General features: G+C 57.0%; 20 protein-coding genes. 12 read left to right on the top strand and 8 right to left on the bottom strand.

What is annotated here, in order from left to right:
- Positions 1-123 precede the first annotated feature (123 nt).
- Positions 124-1,368: a S8 family peptidase gene (locus tag NMAG_RS17570; protein WP_012996865.1), complete on the bottom strand. Its 1,245-nt coding sequence runs from the start codon at positions 1,366-1,368 to the stop codon at positions 124-126.
- A gap of 407 nt (positions 1,369-1,775) precedes the next feature.
- Between NMAG_RS17570 and NMAG_RS17560 the strand changes: the two genes are divergently transcribed.
- From NMAG_RS17560 to NMAG_RS17545, 4 genes are all read left to right on the top strand, one after another.
- Positions 1,776-2,177: a helix-turn-helix domain-containing protein gene (locus tag NMAG_RS17560; RefSeq protein ID WP_004266937.1), complete on the top strand. Its 402-nt coding sequence runs from the start codon at positions 1,776-1,778 to the stop codon at positions 2,175-2,177.
- Between the two features lie 235 nt (positions 2,178-2,412).
- Entirely contained in the window at positions 2,413-3,537 is a 1,125-nt protein-coding gene (locus NMAG_RS17555) for an MBL fold metallo-hydrolase (protein ID WP_004266936.1), read from the top strand.
- 330 nt (positions 3,538-3,867) lie between these two features.
- A complete protein-coding gene (locus NMAG_RS17550) occupies positions 3,868-5,478 on the top strand; it encodes a dihydrolipoyl dehydrogenase (protein ID WP_004266935.1) in 1,611 nt (536 codons plus the stop codon).
- A 73-nt stretch (positions 5,479-5,551) separates the two neighbouring features.
- Positions 5,552-5,992 carry a universal stress protein gene (locus NMAG_RS17545; protein ID WP_004266934.1) on the top strand — a complete coding sequence of 147 codons (441 nt, stop codon included), beginning with the start codon at positions 5,552-5,554 and terminating at the stop codon, positions 5,990-5,992.
- Positions 5,993-6,037: 45 nt separating this feature from the next.
- Here the strand turns inward: NMAG_RS17545 and NMAG_RS17540 are convergent, their stop codons facing one another.
- The 3 genes from NMAG_RS17540 to NMAG_RS17530 form a co-directional block, all read right to left on the bottom strand.
- Positions 6,038-6,523, bottom strand: a complete 486-nt coding sequence (locus tag NMAG_RS17540; RefSeq protein ID WP_148221938.1) for a hypothetical protein — start codon at positions 6,521-6,523, stop codon at positions 6,038-6,040.
- Positions 6,524-7,033: 510 nt separating this feature from the next.
- Positions 7,034-7,480, bottom strand: a complete 447-nt coding sequence (locus NMAG_RS20670; RefSeq protein WP_160165652.1) for a DUF4145 domain-containing protein — start codon at positions 7,478-7,480, stop codon at positions 7,034-7,036.
- 478 nt (positions 7,481-7,958) lie between these two features.
- Positions 7,959-8,225, bottom strand: a complete 267-nt coding sequence (locus tag NMAG_RS17530) for a hypothetical protein (protein WP_004266931.1) — start codon at positions 8,223-8,225, stop codon at positions 7,959-7,961.
- Between the two features lie 228 nt (positions 8,226-8,453).
- Between NMAG_RS17530 and NMAG_RS17525 the strand changes: the two genes are divergently transcribed.
- From NMAG_RS17525 to NMAG_RS17500, 6 genes are all read left to right on the top strand, one after another.
- A complete protein-coding gene (locus NMAG_RS17525; RefSeq protein ID WP_012996860.1) occupies positions 8,454-8,681 on the top strand; it encodes a hypothetical protein in 228 nt (75 codons plus the stop codon).
- Positions 8,674-9,426, top strand: a complete 753-nt coding sequence (locus tag NMAG_RS17520) for a zinc ribbon domain-containing protein (protein WP_004266930.1) — start codon at positions 8,674-8,676, stop codon at positions 9,424-9,426. Before NMAG_RS17525 ends, NMAG_RS17520 begins: the two co-directional genes overlap by 8 nt.
- 287 nt (positions 9,427-9,713) lie before the next feature.
- On the top strand, positions 9,714-10,691 hold the full coding sequence (locus NMAG_RS17515) for a hypothetical protein (RefSeq protein WP_004266929.1): 978 nt from the start codon (positions 9,714-9,716) through the stop codon (positions 10,689-10,691).
- Positions 10,692-11,373: 682 nt separating this feature from the next.
- The gene (locus NMAG_RS17510; protein WP_004266928.1) at positions 11,374-11,649 is read left to right on the top strand and encodes a hypothetical protein; all 276 of its coding nucleotides are present in this window, start codon (positions 11,374-11,376) and stop codon (positions 11,647-11,649) included.
- Positions 11,650-12,204: 555 nt separating this feature from the next.
- A complete protein-coding gene (locus tag NMAG_RS17505; RefSeq protein WP_004266927.1) occupies positions 12,205-12,453 on the top strand; it encodes a hypothetical protein in 249 nt (82 codons plus the stop codon).
- A 105-nt stretch (positions 12,454-12,558) separates the two neighbouring features.
- Positions 12,559-13,191 (top strand): phosphoribosyltransferase, encoded by a 633-nt coding sequence (locus NMAG_RS17500; protein ID WP_004266926.1) that lies wholly within the window; start codon positions 12,559-12,561, stop codon positions 13,189-13,191.
- Between the two features lie 28 nt (positions 13,192-13,219).
- Here the strand turns inward: NMAG_RS17500 and NMAG_RS17495 are convergent, their stop codons facing one another.
- The 3 genes from NMAG_RS17495 to NMAG_RS17485 all read right to left on the bottom strand — a co-directional run bounded on the left by NMAG_RS17495 (position 13,220) and on the right by NMAG_RS17485 (position 15,459).
- The gene (locus NMAG_RS17495; RefSeq protein WP_004266925.1) at positions 13,220-14,125 is read right to left on the bottom strand and encodes a formyltransferase family protein; all 906 of its coding nucleotides are present in this window, start codon (positions 14,123-14,125) and stop codon (positions 13,220-13,222) included.
- 297 nt (positions 14,126-14,422) lie between these two features.
- Positions 14,423-14,953: a universal stress protein gene (locus NMAG_RS17490; protein WP_004266924.1), complete on the bottom strand. Its 531-nt coding sequence runs from the start codon at positions 14,951-14,953 to the stop codon at positions 14,423-14,425.
- A gap of 224 nt (positions 14,954-15,177) precedes the next feature.
- Complete coding sequence (locus NMAG_RS17485) at positions 15,178-15,459, bottom strand: PadR family transcriptional regulator (protein ID WP_004266923.1); 282 nt, start codon at positions 15,457-15,459, stop codon at positions 15,178-15,180.
- 297 nt (positions 15,460-15,756) lie between these two features.
- Between NMAG_RS17485 and NMAG_RS17480 the strand changes: the two genes are divergently transcribed.
- Positions 15,757-16,116, top strand: a complete 360-nt coding sequence (locus tag NMAG_RS17480; RefSeq protein ID WP_012996857.1) for a hypothetical protein — start codon at positions 15,757-15,759, stop codon at positions 16,114-16,116.
- Between the two features lie 170 nt (positions 16,117-16,286).
- The gene (locus NMAG_RS17475) at positions 16,287-16,532 is read left to right on the top strand and encodes a DUF7127 family protein (RefSeq protein WP_004266921.1); all 246 of its coding nucleotides are present in this window, start codon (positions 16,287-16,289) and stop codon (positions 16,530-16,532) included.
- 737 nt (positions 16,533-17,269) lie between these two features.
- Here NMAG_RS17475 and NMAG_RS17470 read toward each other — a convergent pair.
- On the bottom strand, positions 17,270-18,496 hold the full coding sequence (locus NMAG_RS17470) for a Cdc6/Cdc18 family protein (RefSeq protein WP_004266920.1): 1,227 nt from the start codon (positions 18,494-18,496) through the stop codon (positions 17,270-17,272).
- Positions 18,497-19,061 lie beyond the last annotated feature (565 nt).

The following is a 19,061-nucleotide window of genomic DNA, read 5'->3' as shown; positions in this document are numbered from 1 at the left end:
GTCGGTGATTACAGGGCACTGTCAGTGGTCACTGGTCAACCAAAGAACGAAGAGAGGAGAGCAGATGGAAGAGGGAAGAGGGAAGAGGGAAAAAGAAACCCGTAATCGCTGCTCCAGCGCTGTCTACAGGTTGCTGACGGTGTTCAGCGCGTTGATTCGACCAGCGCCGAACTCGGGGCTGCTGCGTCCCGGAACGAGTTCCGCACCGTGTGCGATCGCGTTCTCGACCTGGTTCGCGTGTGCATCAGGCTCGAGTTCACGCACGAGTCCAACGAGTCCCGCAACCTGCGGGGCAGCCATCGACGTGCCGGCCTTCCAGCCGTAGGTCCCGTCTGGTTCGGTCGAGAAGACGAGATCGTCGGGGGTGACAGTTTCCTCGAGTGTCCCCCGGCCACCACCGGGTGCGCCGACCTCGATCTCACTCGTCCCGTAGTTCGAGTAGAACGAAAGGTTGTCCCCCGGACCGCTCGCCGAAACCGTCATCACTCCCTGGACGGTCCCCGGCAGATAGAACAGGCCACCCCGCTGAAGATCGGTCTCGGCATTGCCTGCAGAGACTGTCGACACCGTCCCACGACGGGCGACATCTTGCATCACCTTCTGGACGGCGACTCGAGTACCGTCGCTGTTGGCCTCGGGTGGGAACGGACCCGCACCGAGGCTGTAGTTCGCGACGTCTGCACCGATCTCGGCGGTGTAGTCGGCTGCGGCGAGGATGTCCGCGAAGGAGCTACTATCTGGACCGAGGACACGAACGGAGACGAGTTCGGCGTCAGGTGCGGTTCCGGTAATCCCTTCTGCACCGGTTGCGGCCGCGGTGCCAGCAACGTGGGTGCCGTGGTCGCCGGAGTCGCCGATGTGTTCATCTTTTTCGCCGCCGTCGACGAACGAGACGCTCAACTCCTCGTTAAAGTTCGCTTCCAGATCCGGATGCGTGCCGTCGACGCCGGTATCTGCGATGACGATTCGCGTCCCCTCACCGGTTGCGTAGTCGTGGGCTTCGAACGTATCCGTAATCTCCTTGTCCCACTGCTTCTCGGTGAATTCGGCGTCGTCGGTCGTCTGTGGCTCCACCTCTGAAATCGGCCCATCGTGTTCGACCTCGAAGTTCTCCGTGACCCCACTGACGCCCGAAACGGAGCGCAGGTCGTCCGCAGCGCCATCCTCGGCCGAGACGATGAAGACGGATCCGTTCGCGAGTTCTCGCCTGATCGTCGCGCCTGCGTTCTCGAGGCGCGTCCGCCCACCCCCGGTGACGACGTACGTCGACGACGACTGTGCGCTGCCAGTCCCGATCATCCCGAGCGTCAGGCCCGTTGCTGTGATTCCCCGTAGTACCCGCCGGCGTGTCTGTCGTTGGTGTGCCATACCAAGACAATTATTAGCTATCGTGTATTATAATATCCTATGGTTCTCTCAGATGCTGAGAGAAATGGCGAAAATCGTCTCAAATCGGTGAGGAAGAACCTGAACCGCGAGCAGGCCCCGCACACGAGTCAAGCGAGGTCTGACGTTCCGTCACGTAGTAGTTGCTCACCGATCTCGAGTGCTTCCAGAACGAGCCGGTGAGGGACAGAGCACTCACCGCATCTGGGTGAAACCGAAGCCAACCGCGAGACGTCCAGTGTGATCTGGACGAATGCGAATGTCAACGGGAACGCGAACACGAACGGCAACGTCAACGAGATCGTGATGGCGTCGATCCCGTCAAATCGAGATTGCACAATATTCACACAACCCTTATACGGGTACGAGTCGTAGAATTGGATACCAACATGCCTGAGTCACTATCTGAACAACTCCAACAGGATATGCAGTGTGAAGGGCTGCTCGAGTGTATTCACGGGCTAAAGCAACTAGACAAGGAGTGTTTCCGCGCGATGGTCCAGAGCGATGAACCGCTCACGATCGACGAGGTCGCAGAGCGCGTCGACCGCGAGCGATCGACAGCCTACCGCTCGATCCAGCGCCTGCTCCAGAGCGGCTTCATCCAGAAAGAGCAGATCAACTACGACCAGGGCGGCTACTACCACGTCTACTATCCGACCGACCCGAACCAGATCGCAAACGACATGCAGCGGATGTTGAACGACTGGTACGCCAAGATGGGGCAGCTCATCCAGGAGTTCGAAGACAAGTACAACGAAACGAGCGCCGACGTACCAGCCCAGAGCTAGCCGCAACCGAAACACCGACAGCCCCAGCCGCTACCCTGGATGGTCGTTCAAGTGTTTGACAACGAAGCGGATTTCTCTCTGTCGCGGATATCGACTGGAATACCCGGACGAAAGTTGCGTCGCTGCTGAACGGCGACGACAATGCTTGTTCCAATGGTATGAGAGTCATCACTGCAGACTGGTAGGATATCCGACCAGTATACTTAATAGCGGCCTCCGTTTTATATTGGGATGAATGAGCAATACCACCATCGATCCGATCGATGTCTCTCGGCGCCTCCAGCACGACGAGTCAGCGGACCTGTTCGTCCTCGACGTCAGGTCCGAATCGGAGTACGACGAGTGGCAGATCGGCGAAAGCATGAACATCCCGATCTACGACGAGTTACTCGAGTACGATTACTCGACACTCGAGTCACACATAGACGAGTTGCCGGCGGAGACTGAGATTGCAGTCATGTGTATCGCTGGCGTGACGTCGGCCCGTGCAGCAGAGTTCCTCCGGACGCATGGCTTCGACGCGAAGTCGGTCGCGGACGGGATGAACGGCTGGGGTCGCGTCCATCGTCAGTACGAGGTCGAGAGTGTCGACGGCGTTGTCCAGATCGTTCGCCCAGGGACGGGCTGTGTGTCGTATCTCGTTCACGATGACGGGGAAGCCGTCGTTGTCGATCCGAGCCAGTACATCGACGAGTATCTGCACGTCGCCGACGAGCGCGAGCTAGAGATTGTTGGCATTGCGGATACACACGCCCACGCCGACCACGTCTCGGGTGCGCGACAGCTCGCCGGCGAACTCGATGTCCCGTACTATCTCCACGAGGATGACGCGGGCGAACTCGGCAGAGTCACAGAGCTCGTGGATGGGGAGTCAATTGCCGTCGGTGGACGTGATCTGGACGTGATCTACACGCCGGGGCACACGCCAGGCAGTGTCTCCTTCGAGTTCGGCGACGCTCTGCTCAGCGGCGACACGCTGTTCCTCCGCAGCGTCGGCCGGCCGGACCTCGAGGACAGTGCAGAGGATGCCGTCCGAACGGCCGCGAGCCAGTTGTTCGACAGCTTAGAGCGCGTGACGGAACTCGACGACGAGCGAGTCGTGTTGCCCGGCCACTTCAGCGACGAGTCGATCAGGCCACTTGCGACCGACCTCGGTGAGTTGCAAGCGGAGACGACGAACGAACTCCTGAGTTACGTCGAAGCCGGCGACGAGGACGCGTTCGTCGAGACGATCGTCGACAGTCTGGCCGACGAACCGGCGAACTACAACGAGATCAAGCAGATCAACTGGGGCAAGGAACAGCCTGGCGGTGACGTCGAGGAACTCGAGCTCGGGCCGAACAACTGCGCTGCGAACTGATCGGGACTCGTCTCGAGGTATCCCGGCACCCCAGCATCTTGCACCACGGCAGTTCGACAGCCAGGTACTCGAGTGCCTGTGAGTGGGTCCTGCTGAACTCCCCTACGGTGACACGTTTGCGAGTTCGTACTGCATACAGGGCGCAAAAAGTTCGCTGAAAAAGGCGGACGGCTCGGCCCTCGGCCTCGCCGTCCGGGAACCGCGCTCGCTTCGCTCGCACGGAGACTGGCGATAAATCTATCCTCTATATTCAGCACGCGCTTCGTATCAGTGACCGAGGGTCTCAACAGACCCTGTGAGTTTGATTTGACTGGGCGGTGTCCAGGTCGTATGCGAACGGATACCGGAGCCGAAACTGAATCGGAAGCAGAGTCAACGTCGAGGTCGGAGGCAGCGTCGTCGGCAGAATCAGAACCACAGACGGTCGACTTTCTCGTCATCGGCTCCGGATCCGGTCTCGACGTCGCGAGCGTCGCAGCAAATCGCGGCCACTCGGTTGCCGTCGTCGAAAAGGGACCGCTCGGTGGCACCTGCCTCAATCGGGGCTGCATTCCTTCGAAGAAGCTCCTGTATCACGCCGACGTGATGACCACCATCGAGCGTGCCGACGAATTCGGCATCCATGCAGCCGTCACCGACGTCGAGTTCGCCGAAATCGTTCGCGACGTGAACGACGACGTTTCGGGGAGCGCCGACTCGATCGAGCACGGGATTCGATCCTCGAGTCAGCACACCCTTCTCGAGGGCGAGGGGCGCTTCGTCGACGACCGAACGGTGGAACTCGTCAGCGGCCCCGACAGTGGGGCGCGAGTTCGCGGGGAAACCGTCCTTATCGCAGCGGGGACGCGGCCAGCGATTCCGTCTCTCGAGGGAATCGACGACGTGGACTATCTGACCAGCACAGAAGCGTTGCAACTCGAGACGCCGCCGGACGACCTGGTCATCGTGGGTGGTGGCTACATCGCGGCCGAACTGGCACACTTCTTCGGGACGTTCGGGAGCGACGTCTCGATCATCGGCCGACGGCCGCAGTTGCTCCCCCAGGCAGACGAGGAGGTTGGCGCGTCGTTCACCGACCGGTACGCCGATCGGTTCGACGTGTATACGGGCTACGAGGCGGTCGGTGTCTCGCAGTCCGGAGAGGGGCAGTCCGGGGATGAGATAACTGTCAACGCGCGACCGTACCCGCCCGCGTGGGGCAATCCTGACGAGCGGGAGTCGCTCACGGTGAGCGGTGACACGCTTCTCGTCGCAGCGGGACGCCAGCCAAACACGGATACGCTGAATCTGGACGCGACAGGTGTCGAAACCGATGAGCGAGGGTTCGTCGCAACCGACGAGTACCTCCGGACGACGGCAGACGGGATCTGGGCGCTCGGGGATATCGTCGGCGAGTACCTGCTGAAACACAACGCGAACCACGAGGCGCGAACCGTCGCACGAAATCTGTTCGGAGACGAGTTGGAGCCGATCGACTACACGGCGATGCCGTTTGCGGTGTTCAGTTCCCCGGAAGTTGCCGGCGTCGGGTTGCGAGAACAGGACGTACGCGAGGCAGAACGGCCGTATGCAACAGCGACGTACCAGTACGAGGACACGGCGCGCGGACAGGCGATGCACGCCGAGGGGGTCGTCAAAGTCCTCATCGAGCCGAGCGGCGAGATTCTCGGCTGTCACATCGTCGGCCCCGATGCGCCGACGCTCATCGAGGAGGTCGTGGTCGCGATGACAGCAGGCACCGGAACAGTCTGGGACATTCGAGAGTCAGTGCACGTCCACCCCGCGCTGTCGGAGGTCGTCGATCGCGCGTTTTCCGGGCAGTTTGTTCGGCGAGGGCCTGATGGGGAGGGTCACCAACGCCAGCATGGACACGGCCACGATCACGGGCATGGGCACGACGAGGAACGCAACCACGACCATGACCACAACCACAGCCACTAACAACGCGATACAATACTCGCCAAACTAGCACCGAGCACGGAAATTGATATGCCAGGCGTCCATCAGCAACAGTATGTACACCCTCTTGCTCCCCGTCGACGAAACCGAAGCGCGAGTCCAGGCCCAACTCGACGCCATACTATCCCGCCCCGGCGTTCCAGACGAAATCGCCGTACACGTACTCTACGTCCGCAAGGAACTCGAGTTCGCCGACAGCGAGATCCAGATCGGCGAGATTAAATTCGACTACGAGGACGTCGACCAGTTGCCGGACACGGTTTCGACGGCACTCGAGTCACTTCGCGATGCAGGCGTCGACACGCGGGTCCATAGCGCGACTGGGAATCCGCCGCCGGCGATTCTGGACGTGGCGGAGCAGGTGGGGGCTGACGAGTTAGTGCTCGGATCGCGCAAGCAGTCGCCGGTCGGGAAGGTGATTTTCGGGAGTGTGACGCAGGCGGTGCTTCTGGATAGTGACCGGCCGGTGACGGTGGTTTCAGGGGTCGGGAACTGAATTGCTTACTCTGGGGACTCGTCTCCAAACAAGGTACCACCTGTCCTATTCAACTTCGTGTTGCATTACATAATCGCATTCCCATTCGTCGATAGGCCACGAAATCAGAGCCATTTGCTCATCACGGTCTGTGTTGTATACACCTACAGTACTGATCACTATTGACCCATATTCGGGCTGAACCTCGTCTGTGTAGTCATTAACATTAATATCTAGCCTTCCATCGAGTTCTGGCAAGACATGGCCAGTCGAAAGGTCATAAGCGAGGCGCTGGGGTTCGTCATCAGGTTCAGATAGCATTTCCAGACCGAAATAGGCTACAAGAATATTGACGAAGTCTGCTCGCCCGGTGTGGTCTTCAATAATAACTCGCGAGCAGTCCCATTTCGTAAATTCAATACCGTTCTCTTCTATAGTTCGTGGACGATCAAATTCCTCGTGGTGCTCATGCGCCTGCGCCACTGTAGTGCCTGCCGCAACACTACCTAGAGCCGCTAGAATTGCCCGTCGTGGTTTTGTTCCAAGTGGCATGTTACCACCAACCATGGGATAGTGCAAATAACCCTCAGTCCTATTTTTGAGTAGTCAAGTCAGCCTGAATATGACCTTTTGATCGCATATGCGCTGTTCGAATCTGCCCATAGTCTTGAGAAGGCTTGTGATAGCGAAGATTGAGAGGAGCACGCACGCGATCTGGCAGGCATAATTGCGACTCGGCATGGGCTCGCTCTTCTAGAGGTGCTCCGGGTACTCGAGTTGAGAAAAGGAATGCACTGTTAGGACGGAGACTGTAGCTATGGACAAAGTTCTAAACCAACCGTTCCGCCTCCGCACTGTCCCCAAGGGGACAGAGCCAAAAAATTACAGCGCCCCCGCCCACCTCCGCACAGCGGATCTCCAGTTGAAGCACATGAAACAGAGGTTAATCATTACTGGAAAGCCTGTAGAAACGGTACTGTCTAGTTGAGCAGTTCCTCGGCAGAAATTCGGCCGTCTAACGCTTGGTTTGGCCGATTGCGATTACAATAGTGTCTGAACCGGCTAATTATCTCGTTGTTCAATACCCTTTTTCTTATTTTCTGGTATATCTGAATAAGCTTCTTCAATCAGCTTTTCCCGAGTTATTGTAAGCTCGACAATGATATTCACGAGTTCAAATAATCGAAGAGCTACCTCCCGATCATCTGGATTATAGATCTCTCCTGCATGGACGTAGTCGTTTCCTGTTACACGCACCGAATCCAATGCCTGCTGGACACGTTCATCAATCTGTCCATCATCAACCAAGTCGCCAATATTTTGATATAAACTTTGACCCTCTTTGCCAGTGAGATCCTGTGTCAATTTCTCCATAGCAAGTCGAAGAAGGGCTGCTGCTGCCTTGGGAGAATCATCGACAATCTGTCTTGCTTCATTGAAATCCTGTTTGACGTCTTCCGGCATATCTTCACTTGGTTTTGGTGCCGAAGATGCAGAGGGGTATACCATTTGCTCACCCACCCAGAGAGTATAATCCTTACATTGGGTACAATATCCAATTTTTCCATCTAGTATGCGTGTTCGTCCAGCACCTCCCGACCCTTTCTGTGTAGAGAGATTGTCCCAAAGTTGTAAAGCATATATCCCACAGTGAGGACAGTGAAACCCGTCTTTATTCACTTCTGGCGCTATATGATCCTTCATGTGTACAACTTCTACTCTTTCAATAAAAACCCAGTGGGTGCGAATACTCTATCTACTTTCTACCGCTATCTTCCCCCAGAGGTTGCATGTCGACAAAATCGGTTTCCTGAATATGCACACGAACGCGGGCTAATCGTGTGCATAACTGAAACCAGTGCGCAAGGTCCTCAGAACAACCCTTCAGCCCACCTTTTGCACTAACTGTGCATTATATTGTTGTGTTAAAGGCTGGAAAAATAGAGGCTGTGTTCACCAGCCGGTAGCTACGTTCTGAAAAGAGATTCTACTCAGATTCTTCAACCGACTCGAGTTCACTTGCGTCGAGTTCTTCGTTGAGGTAGGCTTCCCCCTCCGCAGTAATTCCGTAGAGACCACGAGAGATTCGCTCGAGTAGTCCATACTTGGCAAGCACGGGACACCGGTTTCGAGCATGACCAGCACTTGGGCCACCGAGATCTTCGATTGCTGTGGGAGTCAAGTTCCCATACTCACGGATGAGTTCGAGAATTTTGTTGTCCGACGGAACCATCCACTCTGCTTCCTGGCGCATCTCATTCAAGAAATTGGAAGCAATAGACATACAACCACTGGTTGTTGGTGTGTTCTGACTACTAGCCTTCACCCAGTTGTATAAAGCAACCAGTCACTGACGACTCGTCAGTAAGATATATTAGCAGTCGAAGATAAGTGATTGTTGACCTGACCTTTCTGGGCCACAAAGGTCCAGCGTGCTGGAGACACGCCGGGGTCGGGTCATCCTCTGCACGAGGTTCCGACCATGCGAAATGAACGCTCGAGGGGCAATGAACATTGCCCACTAGACGATGGTATAGCTGGCCAGCAGACAGGCCACGAGAACAGCGCAGACGCACCCGCTACCCGCCGATCAGTAGAGTTCCCCGCAGCAACACCCACCCGCGACCCAGCCACCCACTACGACGCGATCCACGTCGCGGGCGACGACGCAACCCTCTTCGAGCCGACGGACGGTGGTCGCGATGCGTAGTGAGCCCACCGCGATCGGCGTCGATATCGGCGAACACAACCTCTACACCGCCTGTCCGGTGACGATGCCAGATTGGACCGGCGCGTACGTGATCAGCGGCGACGCTGTCTGTGCCCACCTCGACGAGCTCCGCGCACAGACCGCCGCCCACCTTGCCAGCGACACCGATCGAGACACCATCCGCTCGGCAGTCACACAGCACCACGCCGCGATCCGCGCCGAGATCGACGACGCCGCACGGACGATTTGCGAGTACGCAACCGCCTACGACGACCCCGTCCTGGTCACCGAGGATAGCAACCACGAACCCGACCTCTGGGCGTGGCTGACCGACCCCAACGCACACCGCGGGACTGCGTGGCTACTCCCGGCGGCCCACCGCCGGCTCCGCACCGTGGCCGCCGAGTACCGACTCGAGGTCGCGGCGGTCCCAGAGCCGTACTCCTCGCTGGAGTGTCACGCCTGCGGCGTCATCGGCGAGCGGGTGCGAAGCCAGACAGTCTGCTGTCCGAACCCGGACTGTTACGTCGGCGGCGTCTACGCCGATTGCAACGCTGCGAAGGTCCTCGCCCAGCGGTACTACCCCGGTCAGCGCTGTGCCTACCGCCCGACGCGTTCGGCTGCACCGGACCAACGACACACCGGGCCGGACGAACGGCACACTGGGCCGGCCGACCGACACGCTACACCCGATGGGCGACACGCGATGCTGGCTGACGGTGGCCGACACGAGCGCGATGGGTGATCGAAACCACAAAATCATCATAACCATCGCCACCGCGACCACTGCCGGACCAGCACCGACCAAACCCGCAGTGACACCGCCAAGCTGCAGTGGCACCCCAAACTGCAGTGGCACCGTCAAACCGCAGTGGCACCGCCAGTACCAACACTCCCCTGCAGACTCAACTACCCTTTTCGCCGACCGGTGTCCGCCCCAGTCGCACCGACCGATCACACCCAGGTCTCAGCGACACAGCACCGACCCACGACACACCACCGACCAACGACACATCCCACCCCACACCAGACATGAGTACACAATCCCAGCACCCCGACCCGAGCACACTGCAAGCACTGACTGCCGAACTCGAAACCCTGCGCGAGCGGGTGACCGCCCTCGAAAGTGAACTCGAGTACCGAGACACTCGACTCGAACAACTCGAGACTGCACTCGACCGAGCACAGACGACAAACGACCAGCTCCGCACTCGCATCGACAACCTCGAAGACGCACAGTCCCCGGTCGAAGCGCGACTGGACGCCTACGCAAAGAAACTCACCGCGAACAAAGAGCGCGTCACCGAACTCCAGGCCCGCGAACTCGAGAAGGGTGCCCATCTACTCGAAACACACGTCGACGAAACCGAGGTCGACGTCGCCGATGGCCGTCTCGAGCGCATCCGCAAAGACGACGGCAGGCGGTACTTCCGACTCCCCGAGAGCGATGACCCACTCGGGCGTGGCGGTAACGTCGCGCTCGCACACGGTGATCTCCTGCCGATTCAGCAACTTGCAACCATGGACGACGATATGCTCCATGCAACGGTCTCGTCCCTACCATCTCGACTTGCGGCGCGGCTCTGGAAAGCACGGACTGATCCAGGCGTTGGCGACAATCCCTGGGAGAACGGCTGTGCCGGCGTTCGCGAATACGTCACTGCAAGCGAGATGAAACACTGGATCCGCAGACAGGAGACAGGCATCAGCGAGAGCTACGCGAAGAAACTCGTCTCCAGAACGATCGACGCCTTGCTCGATCTCTCGAAGAATCGACTCGCAATCAAACGAACCCGCCAGCGCAAAAACGGACTCGAGTACACCGAGCGACGTGTACTTCTGATGGAGGATGCGGAGATTCCTGGTGAGGGGGGAGGGATGGAGAGAGGGAGTGAGGCAAAGACGGGGAGTAAGACAGACACAGGTGCGGATATTGACACGGATACTGATACTGACACTGATACTGACATGGATACTGACACTGACATCGATACAAAAACGACCGGATAGACCGGCCCGGTGACAGCTGCTGTCGACAGGTGAGACTGTCCCCGGGTTGCGTACGCCTCTGGGAAGGAGTTCACTCGTCACGGCTACCAGAAATCCCACACGATCGCGGATGGATGCGTGTCTCGGTACTTGCGAGGCTGTCATTCGATCGGTTGTCGTCGGTCCAAATCCACCGACGAACCGAGAGCAGTCACCGAGGACGGCAGGTGTCACCGGAGACTGGCAACTATCGTAATGCTGGTTGTGGTCTGGCTACGCGAGTGCGGAGTACAACCCGTGTATTCAGCACGCTGTTCGTGACGGCATCTGCGAAATTGACCGCCGCTTTGGGGGGAGCCTGTTCTGTCTTGCCCTGTCTCACCCTGTTCTTCCTCGCCCTGTCTCACCCTGTTCTTCCTCACCCTGTCTCACCCTGCTCTTCCTCACCCTGTCTCGCCCTGTCTTGTCCTGTTCTATCCCGAGTCATCACTGTCACAGCGGGAACTGGGTATCCTACTATAGTAACAACTGCAACTATTGACACACTGATCGCCGAGCAGGCTGGCGATCAGGTGTGCAGTGACTTGCAGTGGCTACTATACTCAGTGAGCAACGACTGAGGGTTCGCTTTGGTTCCGAAGCACCCACCGATCATGAGTTTCTGACCGGAACAAAGACAGTGCCCGTGTGTGTCATTGCACCTATGGCACAAACCGTCACTGAACTTCGAAATGAAATCAGGATAGCGGTCGATCGGTTTGAGCGTGAGCGGGCGGCAACGTTCACGAAAGAGGACCTCGCCGCAGTTTGTGATGCAGTGGGGTATGAAATCGAGACGACCGGGCGTCTGCCTCCAAAAGCAGAAATGAGGGCAGGGATTCTGTGGAAGATCGGTGCTGTAGAGCAGGCTCATCCGGAGAACGCACCGTCATCGTTCCGGAAAGACGAATTGAAAGCGATCCTGGCAGCGATTCAGTAGTACTGCAGCCCGGTGACTCAGTGGGTAATCCAGCGGCAAGGATAGTGGGCGAAAGATCACCGCTTCCGGCGTGAAACAAACGAGGTCGTCATGCACCAGTGGTATGTCATCATGCTGCATCGGTATATCGTCATACTGCAGTGGTATGCTACGTCTTCGACACCGATTTCAACAGATCCGCACGCTGCCATACTGACACGTATGAGTGGCTGTGCGACACTCTACGAGTTGGCGGCAACGTACCAGACCGGACCAATCCACACGCCAATTCCATCGGTTTGCTCCGCAGTTGCCGTCGGAAACAGCACGCACTCGGCTCGAGAACCAACGCTGGCTGACGCAAGTTTGTCGTAGATTAACAGCGACAGATTGGGAGCGACAGGCGCAGCGTCGCAACAAAAACGAGAAGCGAGTAACAACCACAACGACAGGAACCACCGAAATCGAACGGAGTCACTAGAAATCAGTGGCTACTATAGTCTCGGTGTTATTCATGCCTACTGCTTCCACCCTGTGAATGGTTTATACACCCCGCTGTGGTGCATCCGTGATACAATGCACGCACACGAGGAGATCCGCGACCGACTGACTGCGCTGCGTCGAACGAGAGAATCATGTGACTACTACGACCCCCGAACGAAGCTTATCGACGGGAAAATAGACGCACTCGAGTGGGTACTTGCAGAAACGGAGTCTGCGGAGTTAGCAGAGTCCGTAGAGCCAGCAGAGCCCGTAGAGTCAGCAGAGCCAGCAGCGAGTGAGAAAGATAATGACGCCGGTGGGGACGGTGAGGGGTGGTACTGAACGTGTCGAAGAGGAGCATTTCAGTATCACTGGCTGTTACTGACGCAAATAGTGATAGACACATACAACCAGTGTGAGCACGTAGACGATGGAAGAGGAAGAGGGATGTTTACCGATAGAACGGACGCTGGCGAGCAACTCGGAGCATATCTCGCGTCGGAAGGAGTCGAAGCAGACATCGTCCTCGGGATTCCACGCGGTGCGCTCCCGGTCGCACGGCCGGTCGCGGACAAACTGGGGGCGACACTCGATGTTGTCGTCGCATCGAAGATCGGTGCACCAGGTAACCCCGAACTGGCGCTTGGAGCCGTCGCTAGCGACGGAAGCCACTGGCTCAACGAGGAACTCGTCGAACAGCTACAGGTAGCAGACGAGTATCTCGAACGTGAACAGGCCCGCGAAGCGGAGGCTGCACACGAAAAAGCGGTCCAGTATCGGGACAATGGCGACTTTCCGGCAGTTTCAGGAAAGCAAGTGATCGTCGTCGACGACGGCGTCGCGACTGGGGCAACGGCGATTGCATGTCTCAGGCAGGTAGCTGACGCCGGAGCAGCACATGTCACGCTGGCGGTGCCGGTCGGGTCACCGCGATCACTGAACGAACTCGAGACGGACGAACCGGCTGTCGATGCAGTCATTGCCCTCGAACGGCCAGCTAATTTCAGGGCTGTCGGCCAGTATTACCAGGATTTCAGACAGGTGAGTGATAAGCGCGCACGGTCGTATCTCGACGAGTGACTGTCAGTCCCCAACGAGTGACTATCGGTCACCGCCGTGCCGGTATTACCCGTTTGACTGCGGGAAATCCCACACGAGTCGAGAGTTGTCGATGCAGACGACCGGCAACATTTTTCGCGAGGACTCGTCCAGCGAACGATGGACTGCGACGCATCGAGCGCGGATAGAACGCACCGAGCTGGTCGTCGGGGACGGTAGTTGGCTCGAACGACGGATCGCAGACGCGTTCGATGCCGTCGGGAAGCAACTGCAGTTGGAGTGTAACGAGTCTGTCAAAGACGTCCCAGAGGGTGTGACAGTCGCTGAGGTCGACCTCGTCGTACGCGATGATTTCACCGCCGTCGATCGACTCATTCAGGCGTTGAAGGGTTGCGCCAGCTGTCGATTGGCCATCGTGGAATATCGGCGGCGGCCCCATTCCGCGGTACGAGCGGATATCGGCCGGATGAAAGCTCAGAATACCGTGGTCGGTCGCAGTGAGGACGTCGCCCTTCAGGAGGCCGAACCCGAAAAGAACCAGCACGTCACACTGGTCAGCAAGTCGTGAGACAACATCGTCGGGAAATTCGTACCAGTTCCCGTCGCGATTGGGGTCACACTGGATGTGGTCTGCAGCGTCGAGTTGCTCGACCGAATCGACGGAGTGGCGATGCCAGAGTCGCTGTTCGTCACCCAATCGTCTCGCGAGTGCTCGTTCTGCGAGGACCAGCGCCCACACCTGTTCATCACGAAGGACGTCGACGAACCGCTGAACGTCTGCGGCCTCGAATCGAGAGTCGTTCCACGACTCTGCGGTGCACTCTTGGTTTTCGGCGTTCGTTACGACGAGCGAAATTTCCGCGTCAGTCTGTGTCTGGACCCGGTCGATAGCACGGACTTGCCACTCATAGAGGAACGGTTCTGCAAGGATACCGATTGTCGTCCGTTCGGCCATTAGTATCCGTGTTGCAGACGTATCGACACTTAGTTACCAATGGCATTCACGACAAAGCAGCGTCCAGAAGGCCAGAACTACGAGATAGCGCAGACAGACAACACCATCGGTGTACGGAGAGACTACTGGTCGATGTGAGACGGTCGTTCTGCCAGTGATGATACCCGGCAGACGCAACCGTTACTGGACACCCGCCACCGGAAACCCACTATCAGACAACCGTACCGTACTCAGCGCCGGACAACCACACCGCACTCAACACCAGACAACCACACCGCACTCAGCACCGGACAACCGTCACCGAACAATCGTCACCGGAACAGACGCACGCCGGGAGACAGTATTCGCAACACTCCCGAGAAGCAACTTCTCGACACGCGAACGGCCGTGGCTCCCAAGAACGATCGCATCGACTGCTTCGTCCCGTTCGTACTCGAGTATCGCTCGCGCCGGCTGGCCAAAGGCAACTGTCGTCTCAATCGACCGATCACGGTCCGCTGCAAGGGCGGTGGCTCGCTCGAATACAGCACCCGAATTGTCGTGCCACGCCGACGGATCGCCGCTGAACTCGAGTGGGGCGTCTGTCGGGACGGTTGCGACGTGAAGCACGGTAACGTCTGTGACAGGATGGTGGTCGAACGCGTAGGAGAGGACGTCTTCGAGCAGTGGTGTTGCATCGAGTGGAACGAGAACGTGGTCGGTATCCTGGCTACGGTTAGTAGCAGAACTGTGGTCGTGATCGTTGTTGTGGTCGTCGTTGTCGTGGTAGTCGTTGTTGTCGTGGTAGTCGTTGTTGTCGTGGTCGTGGTCGTGATCAGTGCCGTCCATAGAGAGACAATCACGCGCGAGCAGCATAAACCGGTCACCGGTCGGCGACTGCGCCAACAGCCACTAGACTGAGAAAACTAACTGGTGCTCAACGAACCAGACATCAGAAGTGAACGCGGCGTGAGTGGTTCAACTCTCGAAAAGGCTTCGAATGGAGAGAGGAGACAGTCTTCTACAGGAATCGCTTCCGATGGCGTACGCAAACACTGAGACCGGATTGCCGGTCAGACCAGGTCAGAAACGTACTGCTCCTCCCAGTCGCGCCGGTCTTCGAGTTCGCGACGGCCGCGGCGCGTAACGCTGTAGACGTTCGTTCGCCGGTCAGCCGTTCCCTTCTCGATGAGACCCTTGTCGACGAGCGTATCCAGGTTCGGGTAGAGTCGGCCGTGGTGGATTTCGCTCTCGTAGTAGTTCTCGAGTTCCTCTTTGATCGCGAGGCCGTGTGGTTCTTCGAGTCCTGCAGCGACGTACAGGAGGTCACGCTGGAAGCCGGTTAGGTCATACATACAATTCGGTATGGAACTAGATATAATAAATATAGTGGAAACAGAACGGCGAGAAATAGGATTTGTCCGTCGATGACCTGTCTCGGTCCAGTTCCAGGTTCGGTACAACGAGACCAATAGAAAAACTCCATACTTGCATGACAGTGGAAGGTAATACCCGATTGAAGATGGAGAAAGCAGTACTGGTTGTCGCAACTGGCGGGGAAGAAAAGCGCCAGTAGAGAGCGTGTGAAGAACTCACAGTAGCGTAGGCAAGGTCAATACGTAACTCCTGGCGGCCCCAATGTAGAGCTACAGATGAGAGTTGAAACAATCACTCGAATAAACTTCGATCCGCCAGAGTCACTCTCGTTGCGAGTCGCATTTCTTTCACTTTGGTTCATCGATATGGTCGCCGCAACGTTATTTTTCGTGGTTCCCTATGCAAACGAGCTGAACCCGGTGACAGTCCTGTTCTTCGAATTTCTTGGCTTACCAGGGGTTCCGCTTGCAGCAGGGCTGTACGCACTGCTCATTATGGGGATTGGGCACGTGCTCTCTCATCCGCGTGATATCCAGTTTATCGGTGCGATAGTTGCCTTCTATACGTTGTTCGTCATCAACAACGTACTCCTGCTGCTCTCGGGAGATCCACTCGTGTCGATCGTCGGACTGTAGTAAAACTGAGTTTCGAGCCGTATATTCGCAGTTTTGAATCGTGTGTTTCTCAGCTTCAAATCGTGTCTACCAGTATGCTGGGAGTGACGAATTGGCTGCGACCCACTATAACGTCCCCAGGTGGCACGTTCGTGCACGGTACTTACGGCTCCTGACCGCGAACAACGTCTATGGAAACACCACCAGAACTTGAGGCAGCAGCAGGTGAACAAGATGAGATTACGATCACGAACCGCCAGTACGACGATGAACAAGTCATTGCCGTCGACTTTGGGCAAGTGGCTGGCGAACCAACGCTCGACACTGTTGGTGAAACGGCAATCGTCGTTATCGACGGTACACAGTTCGAATTCGGGATTCCGACAGACGCGAACGAAGTGAAAATGAACGATGGCATCCTGACGATCAGAAGCTGATCGCAGACGAATGGAAACGGGTTCACCCGGCACCCATCTCGGGTTGATTCAAATGGGTCTGGTACGTCCAGGCTGAACGAGGACGCACAACACCCATCTCCTCATCGTTGGGTGAAGAGGTGTAGCCACGAGTACCTCACACTATGTTTCCGGTGAAACTGACACAGAAGTGTGAGTCCCTCATACTCATACGATCAACGTCGATATCGTGGTATCCAGGGTCAGTCTCGTGGTAACTACTCGGTTAAGCAGGTTCACCTGAACCGAGTCGCTCGCAATCAAAAGTCGAAAATAGGGCCGAGAATATCCCAGCCAACTATTACCGTTCGCTTTCACCGGAAATCAGGTGTGCGCCCAGGATATGAGTGGTGCTGTCAACACCCATACCAGACCGTGATCGTCAGGACACCAGATTTCCGGTGAAACGTCACCGATGTCTAGCAGTGCACACCAGGTTTCCGGTGAACAGTTACCCGCAGAACGGTATGAACCAAAACGATGGACAGACACCGGATTTCCGGTGGAACGTCTTGCTATCGTCTGCTACCGGCAACGAATCGAGCCCCCACACTGCTCACCGATTACCAGCCGTCAAGTCACAGTCGTCCGTGACTTGCACTGATCAGTATAGCTACTGGGAGAGTACCAGACAGTGATCGATCAGCCGAGATCAGCTGACCGTGCCAACCGGAACCAACTAACCGAACCAGTCGACGCCAGCCAACACCGTTCCGTCCCTACTCGACAGTATCTGCAAGCACATCTCGGACAACTTCTGGATCCTCGAGAAGCGTATGTTCGGTATAGCTTCCTTCCGCACTCCCGCCGCTGTGTCGGGACTGTTCGAGTATATCCAGAAACGCATGTTCTTTTAGCAGGTCACGAACGCGACGAAGCGACAGTGTATCGGCACCTTCCTGACGACAAATTTGCTCGTAGATATCGTAGATTCGCGTCGTTCGAAAGCCGTCGTTCTCGCCAGACGTATTGCTGTATGCACCGTCAGGACGGTGTTCGAGTGAGAGAACCGTCAGCGCCTGTAATACGTATCGAGAGTGGGGCGTCGAACCGCGGATAAGTTCACGGAACCGATCGACTTCCGCACGTTCGCGGGCCTGAACTACGAACTCCTCGCGAACGGTGGCTGCCCCTTCAGCCTGTGCAATTTCGCCGGCATACCGCAGAATGTCGATCGCTTTTCGGGCGTCACCGTGCTCTCGCGCTGCGAGTGCGGCCGCTCGTGGAATTACCGCGTCCTCGAGTACGCCGTCGCGGAACGCATCGTTACGCGCCGACATGATGTTATTCAGCTGGCTCGCGTTGTACGGCGGGAAGACGAACTCGCGCTCACAGAGGCTCGATTTGACCCGCTCGTCCATCCGGTCTTTGTACTTGATCTTGTTACTGATACCGATAACGCCGATCTTACAGTCGGTTACTTTCCCCGCTTCACCGGCGCGGGAGAGTTGCATCAAAATCGCGTCATCCTCGAGTTTGTCGATCTCGTCGAGAATGATGAGTGCGACGTCGTACTCCTTGTTGAGAATGCGCCAGAGACGCTTGTAGTACGTCGCCGTGCTAATTCCTTTGTCGGGAATGTAGATCTCAGTTTCGTCGGTGTTGACCGAGCTCGCAATGGTCTGGACGGCCTGTGTTTCGGTCGTGTCCTGTGCACAGTCAACGTAGGCGAAGACCGCACTGACGCCTTCCTCTTCGGCCGTATCGACGAGGCGTCTAGAAACGTACTTCGCACACAGCGATTTGCCAGTGCCAGTCTTCCCGTAGATGAGAACGTTGCTGGGACTCTGTCCGAAAATCGCGGGGTTGACGGCATTCGCGAGCTGGCCGATCTCTTCGTCCCGGCCGACGATCCGACCCTCATCGGGGAGGTGACTGATCTCGAGGAGTTCCTTGTTAACGAAGATCGGGTCCTCCCGAATGAAGAGGTCGTCGGACTCAGACATATACCTTAGACACCGTGTTTCCGGTGAATCATCTTGAACGTTTCGTCAACGATGCCACCAAGAATCACGCCAGTACACCGGAGGTTGCGTCAGTACTCCCTGGAACCACGTTAGTGTGTCTGGTAGCGTACAAGTCATCAAATCGGGTAGGAGACATGCCGTAGGAATGGGGTGGCACAGTAGTGAGATTCGGGATGGAGGGGCGAAGCGAAGGATGACGGATGAGGTTGAGTTGGCGCACACACACACCGGGTTTCCGGTGAAATGGGGAGAAATGGTGTGGTGGGTGCAGTAGAAACGGGGGTTGTGGAAGTCCAGGTGGGAGAAGGAAAGTTGGTCACGGGCGAGAGTTGGGCAGTAGTCACTGGCAAGAGCACCGTATAGGCAAGAGTGCCACATAGGCAAGAGTACCGCATAGAGTGGAAGATCAGGGTACAAAATAGCAAGAGAGTGACAGTGATAAGCAGGAACAGAATTCGAAAACAGATCAACCGAGATTCGTGTTACTTTAGAAGATCGCTGGGGTGCAGAAGTGGGGCGGGGAACTGATGTCGAACAATTCTTT

This window comes from Natrialba magadii ATCC 43099 (assembly GCF_000025625.1).
GTDB classification, from domain to species: domain Archaea; phylum Halobacteriota; class Halobacteria; order Halobacteriales; family Natrialbaceae; genus Natrialba; species Natrialba magadii.
Note: the sequence above shows the minus strand (reverse complement) of the source record. Positions and strands in the feature narration are given on the sequence as shown.

Coding starts and splice junctions, on each gene's coding strand:
- NMAG_RS17570 (WP_012996865.1), bottom strand. CDS start 1,368: ATGGCACACCAACGACAGACACGCCGGCGGGTACTACGGGGAATCACA.
- NMAG_RS17560 (WP_004266937.1), top strand. CDS start 1,776: ATGCCTGAGTCACTATCTGAACAACTCCAACAGGATATGCAGTGTGAA.
- NMAG_RS17555 (WP_004266936.1), top strand. CDS start 2,413: ATGAGCAATACCACCATCGATCCGATCGATGTCTCTCGGCGCCTCCAG.
- NMAG_RS17550 (WP_004266935.1), top strand. CDS start 3,868: ATGCGAACGGATACCGGAGCCGAAACTGAATCGGAAGCAGAGTCAACG.
- NMAG_RS17545 (WP_004266934.1), top strand. CDS start 5,552: ATGTACACCCTCTTGCTCCCCGTCGACGAAACCGAAGCGCGAGTCCAG.
- NMAG_RS17540 (WP_148221938.1), bottom strand. CDS start 6,523: ATGCCACTTGGAACAAAACCACGACGGGCAATTCTAGCGGCTCTAGGT.
- NMAG_RS20670 (WP_160165652.1), bottom strand. CDS start 7,480: ATGGTATACCCCTCTGCATCTTCGGCACCAAAACCAAGTGAAGATATG.
- NMAG_RS17530 (WP_004266931.1), bottom strand. CDS start 8,225: ATGCGCCAGGAAGCAGAGTGGATGGTTCCGTCGGACAACAAAATTCTC.
- NMAG_RS17525 (WP_012996860.1), top strand. CDS start 8,454: ATGCGAAATGAACGCTCGAGGGGCAATGAACATTGCCCACTAGACGAT.
- NMAG_RS17520 (WP_004266930.1), top strand. CDS start 8,674: ATGCGTAGTGAGCCCACCGCGATCGGCGTCGATATCGGCGAACACAAC.
- NMAG_RS17515 (WP_004266929.1), top strand. CDS start 9,714: ATGAGTACACAATCCCAGCACCCCGACCCGAGCACACTGCAAGCACTG.
- NMAG_RS17510 (WP_004266928.1), top strand. CDS start 11,374: ATGGCACAAACCGTCACTGAACTTCGAAATGAAATCAGGATAGCGGTC.
- NMAG_RS17505 (WP_004266927.1), top strand. CDS start 12,205: ATGCACGCACACGAGGAGATCCGCGACCGACTGACTGCGCTGCGTCGA.
- NMAG_RS17500 (WP_004266926.1), top strand. CDS start 12,559: ATGTTTACCGATAGAACGGACGCTGGCGAGCAACTCGGAGCATATCTC.
- NMAG_RS17495 (WP_004266925.1), bottom strand. CDS start 14,125: ATGGCCGAACGGACGACAATCGGTATCCTTGCAGAACCGTTCCTCTAT.
- NMAG_RS17490 (WP_004266924.1), bottom strand. CDS start 14,953: ATGGACGGCACTGATCACGACCACGACCACGACAACAACGACTACCAC.
- NMAG_RS17485 (WP_004266923.1), bottom strand. CDS start 15,459: ATGTATGACCTAACCGGCTTCCAGCGTGACCTCCTGTACGTCGCTGCA.
- NMAG_RS17480 (WP_012996857.1), top strand. CDS start 15,757: ATGAGAGTTGAAACAATCACTCGAATAAACTTCGATCCGCCAGAGTCA.
- NMAG_RS17475 (WP_004266921.1), top strand. CDS start 16,287: ATGGAAACACCACCAGAACTTGAGGCAGCAGCAGGTGAACAAGATGAG.
- NMAG_RS17470 (WP_004266920.1), bottom strand. CDS start 18,496: ATGTCTGAGTCCGACGACCTCTTCATTCGGGAGGACCCGATCTTCGTT.